The organism is Pseudomonas sp. Nvir, assembly GCF_963778085.1.
Taxonomy (GTDB): domain Bacteria; phylum Pseudomonadota; class Gammaproteobacteria; order Pseudomonadales; family Pseudomonadaceae; genus Aquipseudomonas; species Aquipseudomonas juntendi.
Genome location: NZ_OY970405.1, coordinates 509,336 through 530,942 on the forward strand (window position 1 = coordinate 509,336; position 21,607 = coordinate 530,942).

The window sequence follows — 21,607 nt, forward strand, 5'->3', positions numbered from 1 at the left end:
ACAGGCGCTGCATACCTTGTGGCAAACACCTGTCAGCCCTGATGCGATCCCCGTGGGAGGCTTGCCGGCGATGGGACCGGTACAGGCTGGCTTAGAAATCGACGCTAACCCCCAGACTCACCCCCTGCTGCGTCAGCTCATCACTCTTGCGCCAATTGTAGTTGCCGCGCAAATGCACCCCCGCCACCACTTCATGGCTTACCCCCAGGCTGGCCCGGGTCAGGTCGCTGTGCGGCGTATACCCGGTCAGGGTAAAGTCATTCGCCGGCAAGCTGGTCAGGTGCATGGTCACGTCCTGCTGGTCATCCTCGAACTCATGCTCTTGCGCCACCTCGGCGAACAGCCGGGTAGAGGGCAGCACCTGCACGCTTCCCAGCAGCCCCACGCCCAGGCGGCGTGACGTGCGCTCCTGGTCATCGAAGCCCAGGGCTGTGGAGCGCCCGCTCTTCTCGTCGTAGCCGTCCACCTTGACCCGCGCGTAATCGGCGCTGATGAACGGCGCCAGCTGCCAGTTGCTGCTGTCCGCCATCAGGTTGTAGCCCAACCGTGCGGACATCGCCCAGGCTTCACCGTCGGTATCGCCCTTTTCGCTACGGTCGTTCACGCCCAGGGCAAAGGTGCGCTTGAGGTCGCTATAGTCCAGGTGCCCGGCTGTCAGCGCAGCATCGGCCCACCAGCGGTCCTGCCGGTACTGGGCGAAGGCGCTGGCCAGGTAGCTGTCGAGCTTGTAGTCCGAATCTTGCGCGCCTGCTTCCAGTTTCTGCCGGTAGACGCCGCCCGCGAGCCCCAGGCGCCAGGCATCGTTCAGGCGGTAGCTGCCACCCACGGTCAGGTTGTACCCCCGGCCATCGCCGCTGGCCGCGCTGCCCTGGCTGTCGAAGTCCAGGTCCTGGGCGCCGCTGCTGACAAACGCTTGCCACTGGCCGATCGCTTGCCATGGCGTTTGCCATTGGCTACGCAATTCATCCTGGTGGGCACGCAGGCTGGCGTGCGCCATTTCCGGCAGCAGGGACAGTTCCCATGGCGCGGACAGGATCGAGTAGGCGTAATCGGCAATCAGTTGCTGGCCGGCGATGGTCGGGTGCACCGAATCGTTGAACAGTAGCCGGGTCGGGTCTGGCGTGGTGCCGTCGATGCCATGGACCGGGTTGCCCACGCAGCCTTGCCCGCTGTAGCAAGTCCCGACCAGGTTCTGGTCAGGTGCCAGGCCGAACTGGCTGGGGCTGGCCAAGGCCTCGCTCAGCAACACAGGGATGTTCAGGGGGATGACCTGGGCATCGATCTGCCTCAGCTGGCCCAGCAGCGATTGATTGAACGCCCCGGACAGCAACGACAGCGGGTTCTGTTGCGGCGTGCCGCTGAAGTTCGGTGTTTGACCAAGGTCGGGTAGCAGCCAGACCATGATGTAGCGTGCGCCGCCCTGTTGCAGGGCCTGAGCGCTGGCGGCCAGCCGAGCGCCGGCCGCCACTGCGTCGGCCGGGCTGTTGACCAGGCCTTGCAGAAAGTCGTTGCCGCCGCCGGTCAGGTAGTACAGGGCATTGGGGTCGGCGCGCAGCCCGTTGGCCAGGTAGCCAGGCTTCTCTCGCAACACCGTCCCGGCGCCTGGGTTGCCGGGTGGAATGACGGTTCTGGAGGTTTCGGTGATCGAATCAAGAATCTGTTGCGTGGTGTAGCCCCCTACCGCCCAGTTATTGCCGTCGGGGCGTACACCGAGGGAGGTGGAGGGGTTCAGCGCATTGGGGTCTATGCCCAAACGGCCACCGAGGATCATCGGCGACACCGGGGCAAAATTGCCATCGGCCTCACGGTTGGTGAAGCGGGCGCCGGAGGTGCCACCTGTCAGGTCGGGGAACTGCCCGGCATCTGCCAGGCTGTCGCCGAATACGATCAGCGTGGAATAGGTCGAGGGGGCGGCAAAGGCCTGGCTGCAGGCCAAGGCTAATGAAGCGAAGGCAAAGCGCAAAAGTGGAGCTTTTCTCATCGCGGAACATCCTTTTCTTTGTTTTTATGAGAACAACCTGATCGACATTAGCAAATCGTGGGGCTTCGCTCCCAAGTCCATTCGTTTCCCCGTGTTTACAGGCATATTGCGCCCGCCGCGCCGGTAGGCTACTGTGCCGTGACGTATGAGCGAGACCTACCCTGTGTTGATCGTCAGCAAACTCTTGATGCGCGTAATCAAGGCCCACGCCCGTTGGCGTTGGCGCGCCTGACTTTATCCCCTGCCGGCCAGTCCGGCCCGCCCCTGTTTGCCTTCCTGTTCCTCGCCCTCAAGTGGCACAGCCACCGCTATGGCGGGCAGAGGGAGGTTCGAATTTGAAGTCAGTAAGTTCAAGAGGTTTAACACCATGTTACTGATGATCGACAACTACGACTCATTTACTTACAACGTTGTGCAGTACCTTGGCGAGCTGGGTGCCGAGGTCAAGGTCGTTCGCAATGACGAACTGACCATTGCCCAGATCGAAGCCCTGAACCCCGAGCGGATCGTCGTCTCCCCTGGCCCGTGCACGCCGAGCGAGGCGGGCGTGTCCATCGAGGCCATCCTGCATTTCGCCGGCAAGCTGCCGATCCTCGGCGTATGCCTGGGCCACCAGTCCATCGGCCAGGCCTTTGGCGGTGACGTGGTCCGGGCTCGCCAGGTGATGCATGGCAAGACCAGCCCGGTACTCCACCGCGACCTCGGCGTGTTTGCCGGCCTCAACAACCCGCTGACGGTGACCCGCTACCACTCGCTGGTGGTCAAGCGCGACACCCTGCCTGACTGCCTGGAAGTGACCGCCTGGACGGCCCATGCAGATGGTTCGGTCGACGAGATCATGGGCCTGCGCCACAAAACGCTGAACATCGAAGGGGTGCAGTTCCACCCTGAGTCGATCCTCACCGAGCAGGGCCACGAGCTGTTCGCCAACTTCCTCAAGCAGACCGGCGGCCGCCGCTAAGGATTGAATATGGACATCAAAAGCGCGCTGAGCCGTATCGTTGGCCAGCTGGACCTTTCGACCGAAGAAATGCGCGATGTGATGCGCCAGATCATGACAGGCCAGTGCAGCGAGGCGCAGATCGGCGCCTTCCTGATGGGCATGCGCATGAAAAGCGAGAGCATCGACGAGATCGTGGGCGCGGTATCGGTGATGCGCGAGCTGGCCGACAAGGTCGAGCTGCAGAGCCTGGAGGGTGTGGTGGATATCGTCGGTACCGGCGGTGACGGTGCCAACATCTTCAACGTTTCCACCGCTTCGTCGTTCGTGCTGGCGGCGGCGGGCTGCCCAGTGGCCAAGCATGGCAACCGCGCGGTGTCGGGCAAGAGCGGCAGTGCCGACTTGCTGGAAGCTGCCGGCATCTACCTGAACCTGACGCCAACGCAAGTGGGCCGCTGCATAGACAGCCTGGGGATCGGCTTCATGTTCGCGCAAAGCCATCACTCGGCAATGAAGCACGCCGCTGGCCCGCGCCGCGAGCTGGGTATGCGTACCCTGTTCAACATGCTCGGCCCGCTTACGAATCCGGCCGGTGTGAAACACCAGGTTGTCGGCGTGTTCGCTCAGGCCCTGTGCCGGCCGTTGGCCGAGGTGCTGCAGCGCCTGGGCAGCAAGCATGTGCTGGTGGTGCACTCAAAGGATGGCCTGGATGAGTTCAGCCTGGCTGCCCCCACCTTTGTGGCCGAGCTGAAGAACGACCAGATCACCGAGTACTGGGTCGAGCCGGAAGACCTCGGCCTGAAAAGCCAGAGCCTGCATGGCCTGGCCGTTGAGAGCCCGCAGGCGTCACTGGAACTGATCCGTGATGCACTGGGCCGGCGCAAGACTGAAAACGGCCAGAAAGCTGCCGAGATGATCGTGCTCAATGCCGGTGCGGCGCTGTATGCCGCTGACCATGCCATGAGCCTGAAAGCCGGTGTGGAACTGGCCCATGACGTACTGCACACCGGCCTGGCCTGGGAAAAGCTGCAGGAATTGGGTGCATTTACTGCAGTATTCAAGGTGGAGAACGAAGCATGAGCGTGCCGACGGTGCTGGAAAAGATCATTGCCCGCAAGTTCCAGGAAGTGGCCGAGCGCAGCGCGCGGGTCAGCCTTCGCGAACTGGAGGGCCTGGCCAAGGCCGCTGACGCTCCCCGGGGCTTTGCCAATGCCTTGATCGAGCAGGCCAAGCGCAAGCAGCCTGCGGTGATTGCCGAAATCAAGAAGGCCTCGCCCAGCAAGGGCGTGATCCGTGAAGACTTCAGGCCGGCGGAAATCGCTGTCAGCTATGAGAAGGGCGGTGCTACCTGCCTGTCGGTGCTGACCGATGTGGACTACTTCCTGGGTGCCGATGAGTACTTGCAGCAGGCACGTGCGGCGGTTTCCCTGCCCGTGATCCGCAAGGATTTCATGATCGACCCGTACCAGATCGTCGAGGCGCGGGCCTTGGGTGCGGACTGCGTGCTGCTGATCGTGTCGGCGCTGGATGACGTGAAGATGGCCGAACTGGCCGCCACCGCCAATGACGTCGGCCTCGATGTACTGGTAGAAGTGCACGATGGCGATGAGCTGGAGCGTGCGCTGAAAACCCTGGATACACCGCTGGTGGGCGTGAACAACCGCAACCTGCACACCTTTGAAGTCAGCCTGGAAACCACCCTCGACCTGCTGCCGCGCATACCGCGTGATCGCCTGGCAATTACCGAGAGCGGTATCTTGAACCGGGCCGATGTCGAGCTGATGGCGATCAATGACGTTTATTCGTTCCTGGTGGGTGAGGCATTCATGCGCGCCGAACAACCTGGGCTGGAGCTGCAGCGGCTGTTCTTCCCGGACCAGGTGAAGAAAACTGTTCAGCAACTGGACTGATTGCAATGAAGCCGGCGTGATTGCCGGCTTTTTTACGGGCCCGGCAAGAGGCCCTTGAAAACAACATCCAAGGTGGAGCAATGAGCGATCAACCCCTGGCCCTGACTGTCGAGCAGGGCTTGCACGCCGAACAGGACCTGCTGGCCGCCGTTTGCCGCGGCGAACGTGAGAGTGGTGTGCTGTTCTGGCGCCCCACTGACCATGCCTTGGTGATGCCCCGGCGCATGAGCCGGCTAGCCAATTTCGAAACAGCCTGCGCAGAACTGGCGATCGCCGGTTGGCCGGTATTGCTGCGTGAAACCGGCGGTGAGCCGGTCCCGCAGTCGCATGCCACCGTGAACGTGGCGCTGGTCTATGCCGCGCCGCGCAGCGAAGGCGACCATGGCCGTATCGAAACCGCTTATGAGCGCCTGTGCCTGCCACTGTGCGATGTGTTGCGCGAGTGGGGCGGGGTAGCGTCGGTGGGGGAAATCGACGGCGCCTTCTGCGATGGCCGTTACAACGTCAACCTCAACGGCCGCAAGCTGGTCGGTACCGCCCAGCGATGGCGCCAGGGCCTGGGCGGCAAACGCCCGGTGGTACTGGTGCACGGCGCGTTGTTGCTGGACAACGAACGTGAGGCGATGGTGGCGGCGGTCAACCGTTTCAACGAGTGCTGCGCGCTTGAGCAGCGTTGCCGCGCCGACGCACACATTGCCTTGCACGAAGTGGCGCCCGCAGTGCCCTGGTTCCAGCGCCTCTCGCAAGCTTACGCCAAGGTCTTGGCCGACCTGCCCAGGGATTAGCGGGTACCGTAGACCACCATGGTCTTGCCTTTGACATGGACCAGGCTGCGCTCTTCGAGGTCTTTGAGCACGCGGCCGACCATTTCCCGCGAGCAACCGACGATGCGGCCGATTTCCTGGCGGGTGATCTTGATCTGCATGCCATCCGGATGGGTCATGGCGTCGGGCTGCTTGCACAGCTCCAGCAGGCAGCGGGCGACGCGGCCGGTTACGTCGAAGAACGCCAGGTCGCCGACCTTGCGTGTGGTATTACGAAGGCGTTGGGCCATCTGGCTGCCCAGGGCGTAGAGAATTTCCGGGTCCTGGCGCGCCACTTCGCGAAATTTCTCGTAACTGATCTCGGCCACTTCGCATTCCGTCTTCGCCCGTACCCAGGCGCTGCGCTGCTGCTCACCCTCAACGGGCTCGAACAGCCCCAGCTCGCCAAAGAAATCGCCCGGGTTGAGGTAGGCGATGATCATTTCATGACCGTCATCGTCTTCGATGATGATGGTGACCGACCCCTTGATGATGAACGACAGTGTTTCGGCCCGGTCGCCAGCGCAGATGATGTTGCTTTTTGCGGTGAAGCGGCGGCGCTGGCAGTGCACCAGCAACTTGTCGATGTTCTTGATCTTTGCGGGTAGGGCAGAGGCAACCATCACGAAGTCCTGTTCGATACGAGGCTTGGGTATTTTTGTAGATCGACAGCGGCAGGCGCCAGTCATTTGGCGCCAGCTTATCAGACACTACAAGATGTTTCGGTACTAAACCGAGTCCTCTCGTACTTTTCCCACAGCCACACAAGGTCTAAGCTGACACCCTTTTCCGAATATCAGGAGTCCAGGTAGATGAAGGCACGTATCCAGTGGGCCGGTGAGGCAATGTTTCTCGGCGAATCGGGCAGCGGCCATGTCGTCGTGATGGATGGCCCGCCCGAGGCCGGCGGCCGCAACCTGGGTGTGCGCCCTATGGAGATGCTGCTGTTGGGGTTGGGTGGCTGCAGCAGCTTTGACGTGGTCAGCATTCTGAAGAAGTCGCGCCAGGCGGTGGAGAGCTGCGAGGCGTTTCTGGAAGCCGAGCGCGCCAGTGAAGACCCGAAAGTGTTCACCAAGATCCACATGAACTTCGTCGTTAAGGGGCGCGGGCTGAAAGAAGCGCAGGTCAAGCGCGCGGTAGAGCTGTCGGCAGAGAAGTACTGCTCTGCGTCGATCATGCTCGAGCGTGCCGGGGTCGAGATTACCCACGGGTACGAGATTGTAGAGTTGGGTTGAAGCCGGGTTTTTTGGGGCCGCCAGGCGGTCCCGACACCATCAGTTGCGCAGTGCCGGCAATGCAGAGCGAAGCCATGCCGGCAAGCCGCTGCGCATTGCGCGGCTCAACCGCTCCCGGCGCTTCTGGTAGACCAGCCCCAGCCAGATGACCCCCAGCCCGATCAGTGTCACCACGACCGGGAACAGCAGCGATTGCGCGAATACCTCATACGCCAGGTAGCCCAGGTAGGCCGCAACCCCCAGCGCGCCGAACACCATGAACACCGGCCGGCGCAGCAGCACTGCCATGCCCATCAGCGCAATGTTTATCAGGCAGTACAGCGCCTTGCCCAGCTCGCTGCCGCTGTCCAGTAGCGTCAGCCCGCCCCAGAATGCCGCCAGTCCTGCCAGGTACCCCCAGCGGGCATAGTCCTCGCGTGTACGGCCGTCCACCAGCAGGAACACCACCAGCATTCCCAGGCCGAACCACAGCGAAACCTCACGGCGCTGCGCCCAGCTGAACGGCGAGCCGAAGAACCACTCAGTCATGTCCATCGACATGAACCATAGGGCCACGGCGATCGGCATGACGATGAACGGGTAAGGGATCAACCGCAGCATCAGCAAACCGGCCACTACCGTGGCCGCCTCCATCGCCAGCCAGCCGCCTTGCACGTAGGTGTAGTAGTGGTGGTAGTTGGCCTGGGTGTCATCCATTGGCCACCAACCCGCCAAGCGTTCGATGGCGAACACTGCCAGCGGCACGATACTGACCGCGACGGCGGCCAGTACCCCGGCGGCTACGGGCTGCGCACGCCGCTGCAAGTTGAGGGCAAACAAGGTGATCAGCCCGATGTACAGGCTGGCGATGACCAGCAGTGCGGCGTCGCCGATGCTCATCCAGGCCTCGGTGAGCAACCAGCCCATGGCCGCCATGATCAGCATGGCGCCGAAGTAGAAGGCGACATGGGCCAGCTGAAAGGTACCGCGTGCTGGCGGTTGCTGGCGCAGGAACGCCAGCAGGGCCTGGTCCTGGCCAGGCTGGAGAACGCCGGCTTGCACGGCTCGCGCCAGGTCCTTGGCGTCGATTCGGTCCGTCATGGGGCAGCCTTCAGATGCGGTAGGTGCTCTTGGTCATGACCTTGGCCAGCAAGCTCATACCGAAGCGCACAGGAGCAGGGAAACGGTAGCCACCGGCTTCCAGGGCGGACTCGGCGTGCTGCTCTTCGTCGACGCGCATCTGCTCAAGAATGGCGCGGGACTTTTCGTCTTCTTGCGGCAACTGCTCAAGGTGTTCGTCCAGGTGCTTGCATACCTGGTGCTCGGTGGCGGCGACGAAACCCAAGCTGACCTTGTCGCTGACCAGCCCGGCCAGTGCGCCGATGCCGAAGGACATGCCATAGAACAGGGGGTTGAGCACACTTGGGTGGCTGTTCAGCTGGCGAATGCGTTGCTCGCACCACGCCAGGTGGTCGATTTCTTCCTCGGCGGCATGTTCCATGGCCTTGCGCACTTCGGGCAGCTTGGCCGTCAGGGCCTGACCTTGGTACAGGGCCTGGGCGCAGACTTCACCGGTATGGTTGATGCGCATCAGCCCGGCAATGTGGCGGGTTTGCTGTTCGTCCAGGTTGGCGTCTGGCTGGATGATGGCCGGTGACGGCCGGGCGGGTTGGCCGCTGAAGGGCAGCAAGGTGCGCATGGCGGTATCGGCCTGCAGCAACAAGCGGTCGAGCGGCGAGTAGTGACGTTCGGTAGCCATCGGGCACCTCCGCAAGAATGTGCCCGACAGTTTACCGCAATAGCGGCGGTGTCGCTTGCCGTGGATCAGCCCGGCGGCCAGTTCATCTGGCGCTGGCCAAGCACGTGCATGTGGATGTGGTAGACGGTCTGGCCGCCTTTGGGGTTGCAGTTCATTACCACGCGGAAGCCTTCCTCGCAGCCTTGTTCGACTGCCAGGCGCTGGGCAGTGAACAGGATGTGGCCTGCCAGGGCCTTGTCCTCTTCTGTGAGGTGATTGAGGGTAGGAATGTGCTTTTTCGGGATGACCAGGAAATGCACCGGCGCCGCCGGAGCAATGTCCTTGAACGCCAGGACCTGGTCGTCTTCGTAGATGATATCCGCCGGAATTTCCCGGTTGATGATTTTGAGGAATAGATCGTCCACAGCACTGCTCCATGGTGAAGGTCGGGCCGAGTGTACTCAGCCAGGCGCCAATCGCCCAGTGGCTATTCCATGCCGGCCGGGCAATAGCGGCGGTGAATGGCGCCGGCCAGTTTGCGTACCAGCCAGCGTGGCAGCAGACGGGGGGCGAAGGCCAGCCAGCGGTTGCGCCGCCCTGGCATGATCAGGGCGCGGTTCTTGTCCAGCGCCCGCACCGTGTACAGGGCCACTTCCTCGGGGCTCAGGCAGCGTGGCTTGCCATCCAGGCGGGGGATGCGCCGCCGTGCAGAGCGTACCGGGCCGGGGCACAGTACCGAGACCTTGATGCCGGCGCGCTTGAGCTCCTCGCGCAGTGCCTGGGAAAAGCTCAGCACGTAGGCTTTGCTGGCGGCATAGGCCGCCATCCATGGCCCAGGTGCGACCCCGGCCAGGCCTGCAACGTTGAGGATCTGCCCGCCACCCTGCACGGCCATCAGGTTGCCGATTGCATGGCATAGCCGGCTCATGGCCAGCACGTTGACCTCGAGCAGGTCTTGCTCGTCGGCCCACTCATGGGCCAGGAATGGGCCGTAGGTGCGCAAACCGGCACAGTTGACCAGCAGGTCGATGCGCCGCTCGCCTTCTTCCAGCTCCAGCACGAAACCTGACAGGCGCAGCGGCTGGCTGAGGTCGCAGGCGCGGAACAGTACCTCTACACCAAAGCGTTGGGTCAGCTCGAGGGCGACCGGTTCCAGCGTTTCGCGCTGGCGTGCCACCAGGATCAGGTTGCGTCCACGCCGTGCCAGCGCTTCCGCCAGGGCCAGGCCCAGGCCGCTGGAAGCACCAGTGATCATGGCGTAACGGGACATGCAAGGCTCCTGGGGGCGGAAGAGGGCGCCTAGTGTACAGCTTGCCCGTGCCAGGTGCTGCGTTTTGCTACAAGGCCCGGGGGCCAATGGCCTGGCAGCGCGGCTGGGCTTGCTGATAGTTGAGGTGGCTGTGTCAGAACGGCTTGACCACCACCAGAATCACGATGCCCAGCAGGATGAGCACGGGCACTTCGTTGAACCAGCGATAATAGACGTGGCTGCGTGTGTTGGTGCCGCTGGCGAAGCGTTTGCGCTGGGCGCCACACACGTGATGGTAGCCGGTGAGCAGGATTACCAGGGTCAGCTTGGCATGCAGCCAGCCCTGGCTCAGCCAGCCGGGGTTGAGGTAGAGCATCCAGGCGCCAAACACATAGGTGGCGACCATTGCGGGGTTCATGATGCCGCGGTAGAGCTTGCGCTCCATGGTCACGAAGCGTTCCTGGCTGATGCTGTCCTGGCTCTGGGCGTGGTACACGAACAGCCGCGGCAGATAGAACAGGCCGGCGAACCAGCAGACTACGCTGACGATATGCAGCGCTTTGATCCATAGGTAAAGCATGGAGGGTGTTCCTTCAGGTAATCACGGTCGTCAGATAGTAGTGGTCGGGCGCCGGAAGGGACACCCGAAGAGTTGTTACAGGCGCCTCGCGCCCCTATTATCGTGCGCTTTCCAGACGGCTCGTTGATAAGGGGCAAGCGTTATGATCAAGGTCGGTATTGTTGGCGGCACCGGTTACACCGGCGTCGAACTGTTGCGTCTGCTGGCACAGCATCCACAGGCCGAAGTGGCTGTCATCACTTCGCGCTCGGAGGCGGGCGTGGCGGTGGCAGACATGTACCCGAACCTGCGCGGCCACTATGACGGGCTGGCGTTCAGCGTACCCGACAGCAAGGCGCTGGCTGCTTGCGACGTCGTGTTCTTCGCCACACCGCATGGCGTTGCCCACGCACTGGCCGGCGAATTGCTGGCGGCGGGTACCAAGGTGATCGACCTGTCGGCTGACTTCCGTCTGCAGGATGCCACCGAGTGGGGCAAGTGGTACGGTCAGCCGCATGGCGCGCCTGATCTGCTCAAGGATGCCGTGTATGGCCTGCCGGAAGTGAACCGCGAGAAGATTCGCCAGGCGCGTCTGATTGCCGTGCCGGGTTGCTACCCGACCGCCACCCAGCTCGGTTTCCTGCCGTTACTGGAAGCGGGTCTGGCCGACCCCGCGCGGCTGATCGCCGACTGCAAGTCGGGTGTCAGCGGCGCCGGGCGTGGTGCGGCAGTGGGTTCGCTGTTCTGCGAAGCCGGTGAAAGCATGAAGGCCTATGCCGTCAAGGGGCACCGCCACTTGCCGGAAATCAGCCAGGGCCTGCGCCAGGCGGCCGGCAAGGACATCGGCCTGACGTTCGTGCCGCACCTGACGCCGATGATCCGTGGTATCCACGCCACCCTGTACGCGAACGTGGCCGATACTTCGGTCGACCTGCAGGCGCTGTTCGAGAAGCGCTACGCCGATGAGCCGTTCGTCGACGTGATGCCGGCCGGTAGCCACCCGGAAACCCGCAGCGTGCGCGGTGCCAACGTTTGCCGACTTGCCGTTCATCGCCCGCAGGGCGGGGACCTGGTAGTGGTGCTCTCGGTGATCGACAACCTGGTGAAGGGCGCTTCGGGGCAGGCAGTGCAGAACCTCAACATCCTGTTTGGCTTGGATGAGCGCATGGGCCTGTCCCACGCAGGCCTGCTGCCATGACAGACGCCGCGAGCAACACTCCTGTGGGTGGAGCTTGCGGCGTGTAGGTTGTCGCTTGCGGCTTACGTATTGTTGACCAATTTTCTCGGGAAAGCGGATAATGCGCGTCATCGAGAGTTATATGGCGGCTACCGCGCCGGGAGAATCAACATGAGCGTCGAAACCTTCACCCCTACCGGCCTGGAATTCACCCATGGCGCAGCCCAGAAGGTGAAGAACCTGGTCAATGAGGAAGGCAATGAACGTCTGAAGCTGCGGGTGTTCGTGACCGGTGGCGGTTGCTCGGGCTTTCAATACGGCTTCACCTTCGATGAAGACGTGGCTGAAGACGACACCATCGTCGAGCGCGAAGGCGTTTCCCTGGTGGTCGACCCGATGAGCTTCCAGTACCTGGCCGGTGCCGAAGTGGACTACCAGGAAGGCCTGGAAGGTTCGCGCTTTGTGATCAAGAACCCGAATGCCGCCACCACCTGCGGTTGCGGGTCGTCGTTCTCGATCTGAATTCGGGCCGATACGAAAACGCCGCGCAATTGCGCGGCGTTTTGCTTTCTGGCCTGGGTGTTATGCCGGATAGATTGCACCGAGTATGCGCAGGCCCCTGGCGGCAGTGACGCTGGGGCGGTTGGCGGCGATGCCCTCCAGGCAGCAATGGGCCAGCCAGGCGAAGGCCATGGCTTCGACCCAGTCAGGGTCTACGCCATGGGCACTGGTGCTTGTAACACGTGCAGTGGGCAGCAGTTGGCCGAGGCGGGCCATCAGCGCACCGTTGCGGGCGCCTCCACCGCAGACCAACAGTGCTTCGGTGCCTTGTTGCGCGTTTTCCAGCGAGTCGATGATGCTGCGTGCGGTCAACTCCAGCAGTGTCGCCTGCACATCCTCGTCCCGGTAGGCGGGCAGGCCGGCGAGGTGGCGGTCGAGCCAAGGCAGGTTGAACACCTCACGGCCGGTACTCTTGGGGCCGCTGCCCGCGAAGAACGGGTCGCTCATCAATGCGTGCAGCAAATCGGCCTGCACCACGCCGGTGGCAGCCCAGGCACCGTCGGCATCGTAGGCCTGGCCGCGTTTGCGCTCGACCCAGGCATCCAGCAAAACATTGCCTGGGCCACAATCAAAGCCATGCACCGGTGCATCCCGCTCGATCAGGCTGAGGTTGCTGAAACCGCCCACATTGAGAATTGCTACCCGTTGGCCCAGGTGGCTGAACAGGGTTTCGTGGAAGGCCGGGACAAGTGGCGCGCCTTGCCCGCCGGCGGCCACATCGCGGCGGCGGAAGTCGGCTACCACGCTGATACCAGTAAGCTCGGCGAGCAGCGCGGGGTTACCGATCTGTACGGTGAAGCCGCGGGCGGGTTCGTGACGGACCGTCTGACCATGGCTACCAATGGCGCGTATGGCGTCAGCCTGCAGGCCCTGCTGAGCGAGCAGCTGGCGTATACCCTCGGCCGCAAGGGTGGCCCAGTGATTTTCCGCCAATGCTGCCCGGGCGATTTCGTCAGGGCCGCTGCTGCACAGGGCAAGCAAGTCCTGGCGCAGGCTGGCGGGCATTGGCAGGTAGAGCGTGGCGAGCAGTTCAAGCTGCTCGCCTTGTTCGACCAAGGCGATGTCCAGGCCATCCAGGCTGGTACCGGACATCACCCCCAGGTAAAGCGCCATGGCTTAGCGCTTGTTCGCGGCGAGCAGGGTGGCCTTTTCCTGATCCATGCGGGCGATCAGTGGCTGACTCTGCTGCAAGAAGCGTTGACGCTCGTTCTTGGCGATCGGGTCGGCCATTGGCACCTTCTGGCTCAGGGGGTCGACATGCACGCCATTGACCTGGAACTCATAGTGAAGATGAGGCCCGGTGGAAAGGCCGGTGGTGCCGATGTAACCGATGATCTGGCCCTGCTTGACGGTGCTACCGGTCTTGATGCCTTTGGCAAAGCCCTGCATGTGGCCATACAGCGTCTTGTAGCGGTTACCGTGCTGGATGATCACTGTGTTGCCGTAGCCGCCGCGGCGCCCGGCCAGTTCGATGCGGCCGTCGCCTGCTGCCTTGATAGGCGTGCCGCGTGGGGCTGCGTAGTCAACGCCCTTGTGCGCGCGAATCTTGTTCAGGATCGGGTGCTTGCGGCCGGCGGAGAAGCGCGAACTGATACGGGCGAAGTCCACCGGGGTGCGGATGAAGGCTTTGCGCAGGCTGTTGCCGTCGGCAGTGTAGTAGGTAGTGTTGCCCTGCTTGTTGGTGTAGCGCACGGCAGTGTAGGTTTTGCCACGGTTGGTGAAGCGCGCCGAAAGGATATTGCCCGTGCCGACGACCTTGCCATCCATCACCTTCTGCTCGTAGACCACGTCGAACTCGTCGCCTGGGCGAATATCCTGGGCGAAGTCGATGTCGTAGCCCAGCACGCGCGCCATGTCCATGGTCATGCTGTGGGAAAGGCCGGCACGCTGGGCAGATGCTGACAGCGAGCTTTTGATGACCCCGTGGGCATAGGCAGTACGCACCACCGGCTTGCTGATTTCACGGTTGAAGGTAAAGCCTTTGGCGCTTTTGCTCAGGCTGATGGTTTCAAGGTTGCTGACCTTGCTGTGCAGGCTGGCCAGTTGGCCATCCTTGTCGAGTTCGAACTGCAGGACCTGGCCGTGCTTGAGTTGGGTGAACTGCTTGGCCTGCTTGTTGCTGGCCAGTAGGTCGTGCACGGCATTGGCTGGCAGACCGACCTTGGCAAACAGCGTGGACAGGGTATCGCCGCGCGCTACGGTAACCTCGCGGTGGCCTGGTTGCTTGGCGGCTTCGGCGACCTGTTTGGCGTCTTGCGTTGGCTGCTCGGCTTTCTGGGTTTCGGGTGTGGCTGCTTCTATCTGGGCGAAAGGTGAGCCTTGCTCACCCTGTGCCTGCACCATGGGCGCAGCGCGGGCTTCGTCCTTCAATTGTTCGGCAGGGCTTTCCAGCTCGAGGTTGAGGGTGGTTTTCTTGGCTTCCACTTCGCTGGACGGAAATACCAGCAAAGCCAGGCTGAGCAGGGCGGCAATGCCGCTGGCGGCCAACAGGTGGCTCTTCGGATAAAGCGGTGGCGCTTTAGGCGGTTCGTTGGTCATGGGTAAGGTGACTTTGAAAAAGGTGAAATGGAATAGATGAATGACATGATGAAGATGAAATAACTGTATAAAATATAACCAAATCCACTTTCACGCAAGGGCGCGTAGACGTCGCAAGCCTGTGCCCGGGTCACATTCCTTTGCAAAACTTGTATTTGACGGCCGATCTTGTATGGTTGGCTCCCCCTGAATCTGAGCCTTGCGGGTTTGTCTATGAAGTCGGTTGAAGAGCAGCTGGCGCTTATCAAGCGCGGTGCGGAAGAAGTACTGGTCGAGTCGGAACTGGTTGAGAAGCTCAAGCGCGGCCAGCCTCTGCGCATCAAGGCCGGCTTCGATCCGACCGCCCCGGACCTGCACCTGGGGCACACGGTGCTGATCAACAAGCTGCGTCAGTTCCAGGAGCTGGGCCACCAGGTCATCTTCCTGATCGGCGACTTCACCGGCATGATCGGCGACCCAAGCGGCAAGAGCGCAACGCGTCCGCCGCTGACTCGTGAGCAGGTGCTGGACAACGCCGAGACCTACAAGCAGCAGGTGTTCAAGATTCTTGATCCGGCCAAGACCGAAGTCGCCTTCAACTCCACCTGGATGGACAAGCTGACCCCGGCCGACTTTATTCGCCTGGCCTCGCAGTACACTGTGGCGCGCATGCTCGAGCGCGATGACTTCGACAAGCGCTACACCACCAACCAGCCGATTGCCATTCACGAGTTCCTCTACCCGCTGGTGCAGGGCTACGATTCGGTCGCGCTGAAAGCAGACGTCGAGCTGGGTGGTACCGACCAGAAGTTCAACCTGCTGATGGGGCGCGAACTGCAGCGTGCCTATGGCCAGGAAGCGCAGAACATCGTGACCATGCCGTTGCTCGAAGGGCTGGACGGTGTGAAGAAAATGTCCAAGTCGCTGGGCAACTATGTCGGTATCCAGGAAGCGCCGGGCGTGATGTACAGCAAGCTGGTGTCGATCCCGGATACGCTCATGTGGCGTTACTTCGAGCTGCTGAGCTTCCGCTCCATGGAAGAGATTGAGCAGTTCCGCGCCGATGTGGCCAATGGCGCCAACCCGCGAGACATCAAGATCAAGCTGGCGGAAGAGATAGTCGCGCGTTTCCATGGTGAGGAGGCTGCCGCCAATGCACACCGTGCTGCGGGCAACCGTATGAAAGAAGGCGAGCTGCCTGAAGACCTGCCGGAGGTAGAGGTGGTTTCGGCGGAAGGCTTGCCTATCGCTGCGGTTCTGAACCGTGCTGGCCTGGTGAAGAACTCGGCGCAGGCGCGTGACTTGCTGAGTGCTGGTGCAGTGAAAGTGGATGGTGTGGTGGTCGACAAGGATTTCCTGTTTGGTCTGGGTGCTACGCATGTGTGCCAGGCGGGTAAGAAGTCCTTCGGGCGGGTTACGCTGAAGGCTGAGTGATTGCCTGGCGGTGTACCTATATAGAAGCGGGGAGGCCGAAAGGCCTCCCCGCTTTGCTTTTCAAGCGCCCTGAAAGTTTATTTGAATTAAAGGTTGACGCCTTCTCGAATCCCCTTATAATGCGCCCCACTTCCAGCGACAACGGAACGACAAACTCCTTGAAATTCAATGAGTTAATCGATTCGGAAGGCGCTGTGAGGGCTACGATCAAATGATCGAAAGCGGTTGAGATGATGGTTGACAGCGCTTTTAAACGCTGTATGATTCGCCTCCCGCTACGAGAGATCGCAGCGAGTCAAGTGTTTGAAGCTAAACGAGTTTCTCGCAAAAAACTTCAAAATAAACGCTTGACAGCAAATGAGGAAAGCGTAGAATGCGCGCCTCGGTTGAGATGAAACACTCTTAACCAACCGCTCTTTAACAAATTGAATCAAGCAATTCGTGTGGGTGCTTGTGAGTACGGACTGATAGTCACAAAGATTATCAGCATCACAAGTGGCCATGCGAGAAATCACATAGTCATTTGAGATTGCTGAGCCAAGTTTAGGGTTTCTTAAAAACCCAAGCAGTATTGAACTGAAGAGTTTGATCATGGCTCAGATTGAACGCTGGCGGCAGGCCTAACACATGCAAGTCGAGCGGATGACGGGAGCTTGCTCCTTGATTCAGCGGCGGACGGGTGAGTAATGCCTAGGAATCTGCCTGGTAGTGGGGGACAACGTTTCGAAAGGAACGCTAATACCGCATACGTCCTACGGGAGAAAGCAGGGGACCTTCGGGCCTTGCGCTATCAGATGAGCCTAGGTCGGATTAGCTTGTTGGTGAGGTAATGGCTCACCAAGGCGACGATCCGTAACTGGTCTGAGAGGATGATCAGTCACACTGGAACTGAGACACGGTCCAGACTCCTACGGGAGGCAGCAGTGGGGAATATTGGACAATGGGCGAAAGCCTGATCCAGCCATGCCGCGTGTGTGAAGAAGGTCTTCGGATTGTAAAGCACTTTAAGTTGGGAGGAAGGGCAGTAAGTTAATACCTTGCTGTTTTGACGTTACCGACAGAATAAGCACCGGCTAACTCTGTGCCAGCAGCCGCGGTAATACAGAGGGTGCAAGCGTTAATCGGAATTACTGGGCGTAAAGCGCGCGTAGGTGGTTTGTTAAGTTGGATGTGAAAGCCCCGGGCTCAACCTGGGAACTGCATCCAAAACTGGCAAGCTAGAGTACGGTAGAGGGTGGTGGAATTTCCTGTGTAGCGGTGAAATGCGTAGATATAGGAAGGAACACCAGTGGCGAAGGCGACCACCTGGACTGATACTGACACTGAGGTGCGAAAGCGTGGGGAGCAAACAGGATTAGATACCCTGGTAGTCCACGCCGTAAACGATGTCAACTAGCCGTTGGAATCCTTGAGATTTTAGTGGCGCAGCTAACGCATTAAGTTGACCGCCTGGGGAGTACGGCCGCAAGGTTAAAACTCAAATGAATTGACGGGGGCCCGCACAAGCGGTGGAGCATGTGGTTTAATTCGAAGCAACGCGAAGAACCTTACCAGGCCTTGACATGCAGAGAACTTTCCAGAGATGGATTGGTGCCTTCGGGAACTCTGACACAGGTGCTGCATGGCTGTCGTCAGCTCGTGTCGTGAGATGTTGGGTTAAGTCCCGTAACGAGCGCAACCCTTGTCCTTAGTTACCAGCACGTTATGGTGGGCACTCTAAGGAGACTGCCGGTGACAAACCGGAGGAAGGTGGGGATGACGTCAAGTCATCATGGCCCTTACGGCCTGGGCTACACACGTGCTACAATGGTCGGTACAGAGGGTTGCCAAGCCGCGAGGTGGAGCTAATCTCACAAAACCGATCGTAGTCCGGATCGCAGTCTGCAACTCGACTGCGTGAAGTCGGAATCGCTAGTAATCGCGAATCAGAATGTCGCGGTGAATACGTTCCCGGGCCTTGTACACACCGCCCGTCACACCATGGGAGTGGGTTGCACCAGAAGTAGCTAGTCTAACCTTCGGGAGGACGGTTACCACGGTGTGATTCATGACTGGGGTGAAGTCGTAACAAGGTAGCCGTAGGGGAACCTGCGGCTGGATCACCTCCTTAATCGACGACATCAGCCTGCTGATGAGCTCCCACACGAATTGCTTGATTCATTGTAAAAGACGATGCTGTAACGCAACCCTGTTATAGGTCTGTAGCTCAGTTGGTTAGAGCGCACCCCTGATAAGGGTGAGGTCGGCAGTTCAAATCTGCCCAGACCTACCATTACATGGTTCAGCCGTAGAATACGGGGCCATAGCTCAGCTGGGAGAGCGCCTGCCTTGCACGCAGGAGGTCAGCGGTTCGATCCCGCTTGGCTCCACCACTTTCTGCGGTAGATGTTGCTCCTGCTCAGAAATTAGAAATGAACATTCGTCGATGAATGTTGATTTCTGACTTTTGTCAGATCGTTCTTTAAAAATTCGGATATGTGATAGATATAGACTGACATGCACTTTCACTGGTGTGTGATCAGGCTAAGGTAAAATTTGTGAGTTCTGCTCTTAATTGAGCGAAATGCGAATTTTCGGCGAATGTCGTCTTCACAGTATAACCAGATTGCTTGGGGTTATATGGTCAAGTGAAGAAGCGCATACGGTGGATGCCTTGGCAGTCAGAGGCGATGAAAGACGTGGTAGCCTGCGATAAGCTTTGGGGAGTCGGCAAACAGACTGTGATCCAGAGATCTCTGAATGGGGGAACCCACTCAGCATAAGCTGAGTATCTTGTACTGAATACATAGGTGCAAGAGGCGAACCAGGGGAACTGAAACATCTAAGTACCCTGAGGAAAAGAAATCAACCGAGATTCCCTTAGTAGTGGCGAGCGAACGGGGACCAGCCCTTAAGTTGATTTGAGATTAGTGGAACGCTCTGGAAAGTGCGGCCATAGTGGGTGATAGCCCCGTACACGAAAATCTCTTATCAATGAAATCGAGTAGGACGGAGCACGAGAAACTTTGTCTGAATATGGGGGGACCATCCTCCAAGGCTAAATACTACTGACTGACCGATAGTGAACCAGTACCGTGAGGGAAAGGCGAAAAGAACCCCGGAGAGGGGAGTGAAATAGAACCTGAAACCGTATGCGTACAAGCAGTGGGAGCCTACTTTGTTAGGTGACTGCGTACCTTTTGTATAATGGGTCAGCGACTTATATTCAGTGGCGAGCTTAACCGAATAGGGGAGGCGTAGCGAAAGCGAGTCTTAATAGGGCGTTTAGTCGCTGGGTATAGACCCGAAACCGGGCGATCTATCCATGGGCAGGTTGAAGGTTAGGTAACACTGACTGGAGGACCGAACCGACTACCGTTGAAAAGTTAGCGGATGACCTGTGGATCGGAGTGAAAGGCTAATCAAGCTCGGAGATAGCTGGTTCTCCTCGAAAGCTATTTAGGTAGCGCCTCATGTATCACTGTAGGGGGTAGAGCACTGTTTCGGCTAGGGGGTCATCCCGACTTACCAAACCGATGCAAACTCCGAATACCTACAAGTGCCGAGCATGGGAGACACACGGCGGGTGCTAACGTCCGTCGTGAAAAGGGAAACAACCCAGACCGTCAGCTAAGGTCCCAAAGTCATGGTTAAGTGGGAAACGATGTGGGAAGGCTTAGACAGCTAGGAGGTTGGCTTAGAAGCAGCCACCCTTTAAAGAAAGCGTAATAGCTCACTAGTCGAGTCGGCCTGCGCGGAAGATGTAACGGGGCTCAAACCATGCACCGAAGCTACGGGTATCACCTTTTGGTGATGCGGTAGAGGAGCGTTCTGTAAGCCTGTGAAGGTGAGTTGAGAAGCTTGCTGGAGGTATCAGAAGTGCGAATGCTGACATGAGTAACGACAATGCGAGTGAAAAACTCGCACGCCGAAAGACCAAGGTTTCCTGCGCAACGTTAATCGACGCAGGGTTAGTCGGTCCCTAAGGCGAGGCTGAAAAGCGTAGTCGATGGAAAACAGGTTAATATTCCTGTACTTCCAGTTATTGCGATGGAGGGACGGAGAAGGTTAGGCCAGCCTGGCGTTGGTTGTCCAGGTTTAAGGTGGTAGGCTGAAATCTTAGGCAAATCCGGGATTTCAAGGCCGAGAGCTGATGACGAGTTGCCTTTAGGCGACGAAGTGGTTGATACCATGCTTCCAAGAAAAGCTCCTAAGCTTCAGATAACTGGGAACCGTACCCCAAACCGACACAGGTGGTTAGGTAGAGAATACCAAGGCGCTTGAGAGAACTCGGGTGAAGGAACTAGGCAAAATGGCACCGTAACTTCGGGAGAAGGTGCGCCGGCGAGGGTGAAGGACTTGCTCCGTAAGCTCATGCCGGTCGAAGATACCAGGCCGCTGCGACTGTTTATTAAAAACACAGCACTCTGCAAACACGAAAGTGGACGTATAGGGTGTGACGCCTGCCCGGTGCCGGAAGGTTAATTGATGGGGTTAGCGCAAGCGAAGCTCTTGATCGAAGCCCCGGTAAACGGCGGCCGTAACTATAACGGTCCTAAGGTAGCGAAATTCCTTGTCGGGTAAGTTCCGACCTGCACGAATGGCGTAACGATGGCGGCGCTGTCTCCACCCGAGACTCAGTGAAATTGAAATCGCTGTGAAGATGCAGTGTATCCGCGGCTAGACGGAAAGACCCCGTGAACCTTTACTATAGCTTTGCACTGGACTTTGAATTTGCTTGTGTAGGATAGGTGGGAGGCTTTGAAGTGGGGACGCCAGTTCTCATGGAGCCATCCTTGAAATACCACCCTGGCAACTTTGAGGTTCTAACTCAGGTCCGTTATCCGGATCGAGGACAGTGTATGGTGGGTAGTTTGACTGGGGCGGTCTCCTCCCAAAGAGTAACGGAGGAGTACGAAGGTGCGCTCAGACCGGTCGGAAATCGGTCGTAGAGTATAAAGGCAAAAGCGCGCTTGACTGCGAGACAAACACGTCGAGCAGGTACGAAAGTAGGTCTTAGTGATCCGGTGGTTCTGTATGGAAGGGCCATCGCTCAACGGATAAAAGGTACTCCGGGGATAACAGGCTGATACCGCCCAAGAGTTCATATCGACGGCGGTGTTTGGCACCTCGATGTCGGCTCATCACATCCTGGGGCTGAAGCCGGTCCCAAGGGTATGGCTGTTCGCCATTTAAAGTGGTACGCGAGCTGGGTTTAGAACGTCGTGAGACAGTTCGGTCCCTATCTGCCGTGGACGTTTGAGATTTGAGAGGGGCTGCTCCTAGTACGAGAGGACCGGAGTGGACGAACCTCTGGTGTTCCGGTTGTCACGCCAGTGGCATTGCCGGGTAGCTATGTTCGGAAGAGATAACCGCTGAAAGCATCTAAGCGGGAAACTTGCCTCAAGATGAGATCTCACTGGGATCTTGAATCCCCTAAAGGGCCGTCGAAGACTACGACGTTGATAGGTTGGGTGTGTAAGCGCTGTGAGGCGTTGAGCTAACCAATACTAATTGCCCGTGAGGCTTGACCATATAACACCCA

General features: G+C 59.5%; 17 protein-coding genes, 2 tRNA genes and 2 rRNA genes. 12 read left to right on the forward strand and 9 right to left on the reverse strand.

Going from position 1 to position 21,607, the window contains the following annotated elements; translation table 11 throughout:
• Positions 1-91: 91 nt before the first annotated feature.
• Entirely contained in the window at positions 92-1,981 is a 1,890-nt protein-coding gene (gene estP / locus AACG97_RS02550) for an esterase EstP (protein ID WP_197886306.1), read from the reverse strand.
• Positions 1,982-2,348: 367 nt separating this feature from the next.
• On the opposite strand from estP, the gene AACG97_RS02555 reads away from it, so the two are divergent.
• The 4 genes from AACG97_RS02555 to AACG97_RS02570 all read left to right on the forward strand — a co-directional run bounded on the left by AACG97_RS02555 (position 2,349) and on the right by AACG97_RS02570 (position 5,616).
• Entirely contained in the window at positions 2,349-2,942 is a 594-nt protein-coding gene (locus tag AACG97_RS02555) for an aminodeoxychorismate/anthranilate synthase component II (protein ID WP_009681254.1), read from the forward strand.
• Between the two features lie 9 nt (positions 2,943-2,951).
• Entirely contained in the window at positions 2,952-4,001 is a 1,050-nt protein-coding gene (gene trpD, locus AACG97_RS02560) for an anthranilate phosphoribosyltransferase (RefSeq protein ID WP_009681255.1), read from the forward strand.
• Complete coding sequence (trpC, locus tag AACG97_RS02565; protein WP_009681256.1) at positions 3,998-4,831, forward strand: indole-3-glycerol phosphate synthase TrpC; 834 nt, start codon at positions 3,998-4,000, stop codon at positions 4,829-4,831. Before trpD ends, trpC begins: the two co-directional genes overlap by 4 nt.
• An 80-nt stretch (positions 4,832-4,911) precedes the next feature.
• Positions 4,912-5,616: a lipoate--protein ligase family protein gene (locus AACG97_RS02570; RefSeq protein ID WP_009681257.1), complete on the forward strand. Its 705-nt coding sequence runs from the start codon at positions 4,912-4,914 to the stop codon at positions 5,614-5,616.
• Here the strand turns inward: AACG97_RS02570 and crp are convergent.
• Positions 5,613-6,257: a cAMP-activated global transcriptional regulator CRP gene (gene crp, locus AACG97_RS02575; protein ID WP_009681258.1), complete on the reverse strand. Its 645-nt coding sequence runs from the start codon at positions 6,255-6,257 to the stop codon at positions 5,613-5,615. The two genes, AACG97_RS02570 and crp, sit on opposite strands and share 4 nt — an antisense overlap.
• 189 nt (positions 6,258-6,446) lie before the next feature.
• On the opposite strand from crp, the gene AACG97_RS02580 reads away from it, so the two are divergent.
• Positions 6,447-6,869 carry an OsmC family protein gene (locus AACG97_RS02580; RefSeq protein WP_004376171.1) on the forward strand — a complete coding sequence of 141 codons (423 nt, stop codon included), beginning with the start codon at positions 6,447-6,449 and terminating at the stop codon, positions 6,867-6,869.
• Positions 6,870-6,908: 39 nt separating this feature from the next.
• Here the strand turns inward: AACG97_RS02580 and AACG97_RS02585 are convergent, their stop codons facing one another.
• The 5 genes from AACG97_RS02585 to hemJ form a co-directional block, all read right to left on the reverse strand.
• On the reverse strand, positions 6,909-7,949 hold the full coding sequence (locus tag AACG97_RS02585; RefSeq protein WP_182369644.1) for a DUF2157 domain-containing protein: 1,041 nt from the start codon (positions 7,947-7,949) through the stop codon (positions 6,909-6,911).
• A gap of 10 nt (positions 7,950-7,959) precedes the next feature.
• A complete protein-coding gene (gene coq7 / locus AACG97_RS02590; protein WP_029887376.1) occupies positions 7,960-8,607 on the reverse strand; it encodes a 2-polyprenyl-3-methyl-6-methoxy-1,4-benzoquinone monooxygenase in 648 nt (215 codons plus the stop codon).
• Positions 8,608-8,672: 65 nt separating this feature from the next.
• A complete protein-coding gene (locus AACG97_RS02595) occupies positions 8,673-9,011 on the reverse strand; it encodes a histidine triad nucleotide-binding protein (RefSeq protein WP_054906028.1) in 339 nt (112 codons plus the stop codon).
• 62 nt (positions 9,012-9,073) lie between these two features.
• Positions 9,074-9,856, reverse strand: coding sequence for an SDR family NAD(P)-dependent oxidoreductase (locus tag AACG97_RS02600; protein WP_054906027.1), 783 nt, complete (start codon positions 9,854-9,856; stop codon positions 9,074-9,076).
• A 133-nt stretch (positions 9,857-9,989) separates the two neighbouring features.
• On the reverse strand, positions 9,990-10,415 hold the full coding sequence (gene hemJ / locus AACG97_RS02605; protein ID WP_009681263.1) for a protoporphyrinogen oxidase HemJ: 426 nt from the start codon (positions 10,413-10,415) through the stop codon (positions 9,990-9,992).
• 142 nt (positions 10,416-10,557) lie between these two features.
• Here hemJ and argC point away from each other — a divergent pair, with 142 nt between their 5' ends.
• Complete coding sequence (gene argC, locus AACG97_RS02610) at positions 10,558-11,592, forward strand: N-acetyl-gamma-glutamyl-phosphate reductase (RefSeq protein ID WP_197886308.1); 1,035 nt, start codon at positions 10,558-10,560, stop codon at positions 11,590-11,592.
• 150 nt (positions 11,593-11,742) lie between these two features.
• Positions 11,743-12,093: an iron-sulfur cluster insertion protein ErpA gene (erpA, locus tag AACG97_RS02615; RefSeq protein WP_003255511.1), complete on the forward strand. Its 351-nt coding sequence runs from the start codon at positions 11,743-11,745 to the stop codon at positions 12,091-12,093.
• Positions 12,094-12,153: 60 nt separating this feature from the next.
• Here erpA and AACG97_RS02620 read toward each other — a convergent pair whose 3' ends face one another.
• Positions 12,154-13,245, reverse strand: a complete 1,092-nt coding sequence (locus AACG97_RS02620; protein WP_009681265.1) for an anhydro-N-acetylmuramic acid kinase — start codon at positions 13,243-13,245, stop codon at positions 12,154-12,156.
• Between the two features lie 3 nt (positions 13,246-13,248).
• On the reverse strand, positions 13,249-14,670 hold the full coding sequence (locus AACG97_RS02625; RefSeq protein WP_009681266.1) for a peptidoglycan DD-metalloendopeptidase family protein: 1,422 nt from the start codon (positions 14,668-14,670) through the stop codon (positions 13,249-13,251).
• Between the two features lie 213 nt (positions 14,671-14,883).
• Between AACG97_RS02625 and tyrS the strand changes: the two genes are divergently transcribed.
• The 5 genes from tyrS to AACG97_RS02650 all read left to right on the forward strand — a co-directional run bounded on the left by tyrS (position 14,884) and on the right by AACG97_RS02650 (position 21,597).
• Entirely contained in the window at positions 14,884-16,083 is a 1,200-nt protein-coding gene (tyrS, locus tag AACG97_RS02630; RefSeq protein ID WP_009681267.1) for a tyrosine--tRNA ligase, read from the forward strand.
• Positions 16,084-16,656: 573 nt separating this feature from the next.
• Positions 16,657-18,193 (forward strand): 16S ribosomal RNA (locus AACG97_RS02635).
• An 85-nt stretch (positions 18,194-18,278) separates the two neighbouring features.
• Positions 18,279-18,355 (forward strand) — tRNA-Ile (locus AACG97_RS02640).
• Between the two features lie 24 nt (positions 18,356-18,379).
• Positions 18,380-18,455: transfer RNA gene (locus tag AACG97_RS02645), tRNA-Ala, on the forward strand.
• A 249-nt stretch (positions 18,456-18,704) separates the two neighbouring features.
• A 23S ribosomal RNA gene (locus AACG97_RS02650) occupies positions 18,705-21,597 on the forward strand.
• The 16S and 23S rRNA genes sit together here with 2 tRNA genes alongside, the layout of an rRNA operon.
• Positions 21,598-21,607 lie beyond the last annotated feature (10 nt).

Bases quoted from the DNA above. Each gene is read 5' to 3' on its own strand.
- estP (WP_197886306.1), bottom strand. From the start codon at position 1,981: ATGAGAAAAGCTCCACTTTTGCGCTTTGCCTTCGCTTCATTAGCCTTG.
- AACG97_RS02555 (WP_009681254.1), top strand. From the start codon at position 2,349: ATGTTACTGATGATCGACAACTACGACTCATTTACTTACAACGTTGTG.
- trpD (WP_009681255.1), top strand. From the start codon at position 2,952: ATGGACATCAAAAGCGCGCTGAGCCGTATCGTTGGCCAGCTGGACCTT.
- trpC (WP_009681256.1), top strand. From the start codon at position 3,998: ATGAGCGTGCCGACGGTGCTGGAAAAGATCATTGCCCGCAAGTTCCAG.
- AACG97_RS02570 (WP_009681257.1), top strand. From the start codon at position 4,912: ATGAGCGATCAACCCCTGGCCCTGACTGTCGAGCAGGGCTTGCACGCC.
- crp (WP_009681258.1), bottom strand. From the start codon at position 6,257: ATGGTTGCCTCTGCCCTACCCGCAAAGATCAAGAACATCGACAAGTTG.
- AACG97_RS02580 (WP_004376171.1), top strand. From the start codon at position 6,447: ATGAAGGCACGTATCCAGTGGGCCGGTGAGGCAATGTTTCTCGGCGAA.
- AACG97_RS02585 (WP_182369644.1), bottom strand. From the start codon at position 7,949: ATGACGGACCGAATCGACGCCAAGGACCTGGCGCGAGCCGTGCAAGCC.
- coq7 (WP_029887376.1), bottom strand. From the start codon at position 8,607: ATGGCTACCGAACGTCACTACTCGCCGCTCGACCGCTTGTTGCTGCAG.
- AACG97_RS02600 (WP_054906027.1), bottom strand. From the start codon at position 9,856: ATGTCCCGTTACGCCATGATCACTGGTGCTTCCAGCGGCCTGGGCCTG.
- hemJ (WP_009681263.1), bottom strand. From the start codon at position 10,415: ATGCTTTACCTATGGATCAAAGCGCTGCATATCGTCAGCGTAGTCTGC.
- argC (WP_197886308.1), top strand. From the start codon at position 10,558: ATGATCAAGGTCGGTATTGTTGGCGGCACCGGTTACACCGGCGTCGAA.
- erpA (WP_003255511.1), top strand. From the start codon at position 11,743: ATGAGCGTCGAAACCTTCACCCCTACCGGCCTGGAATTCACCCATGGC.
- AACG97_RS02620 (WP_009681265.1), bottom strand. From the start codon at position 13,245: ATGGCGCTTTACCTGGGGGTGATGTCCGGTACCAGCCTGGATGGCCTG.
- AACG97_RS02625 (WP_009681266.1), bottom strand. From the start codon at position 14,670: ATGACCAACGAACCGCCTAAAGCGCCACCGCTTTATCCGAAGAGCCAC.
- tyrS (WP_009681267.1), top strand. From the start codon at position 14,884: ATGAAGTCGGTTGAAGAGCAGCTGGCGCTTATCAAGCGCGGTGCGGAA.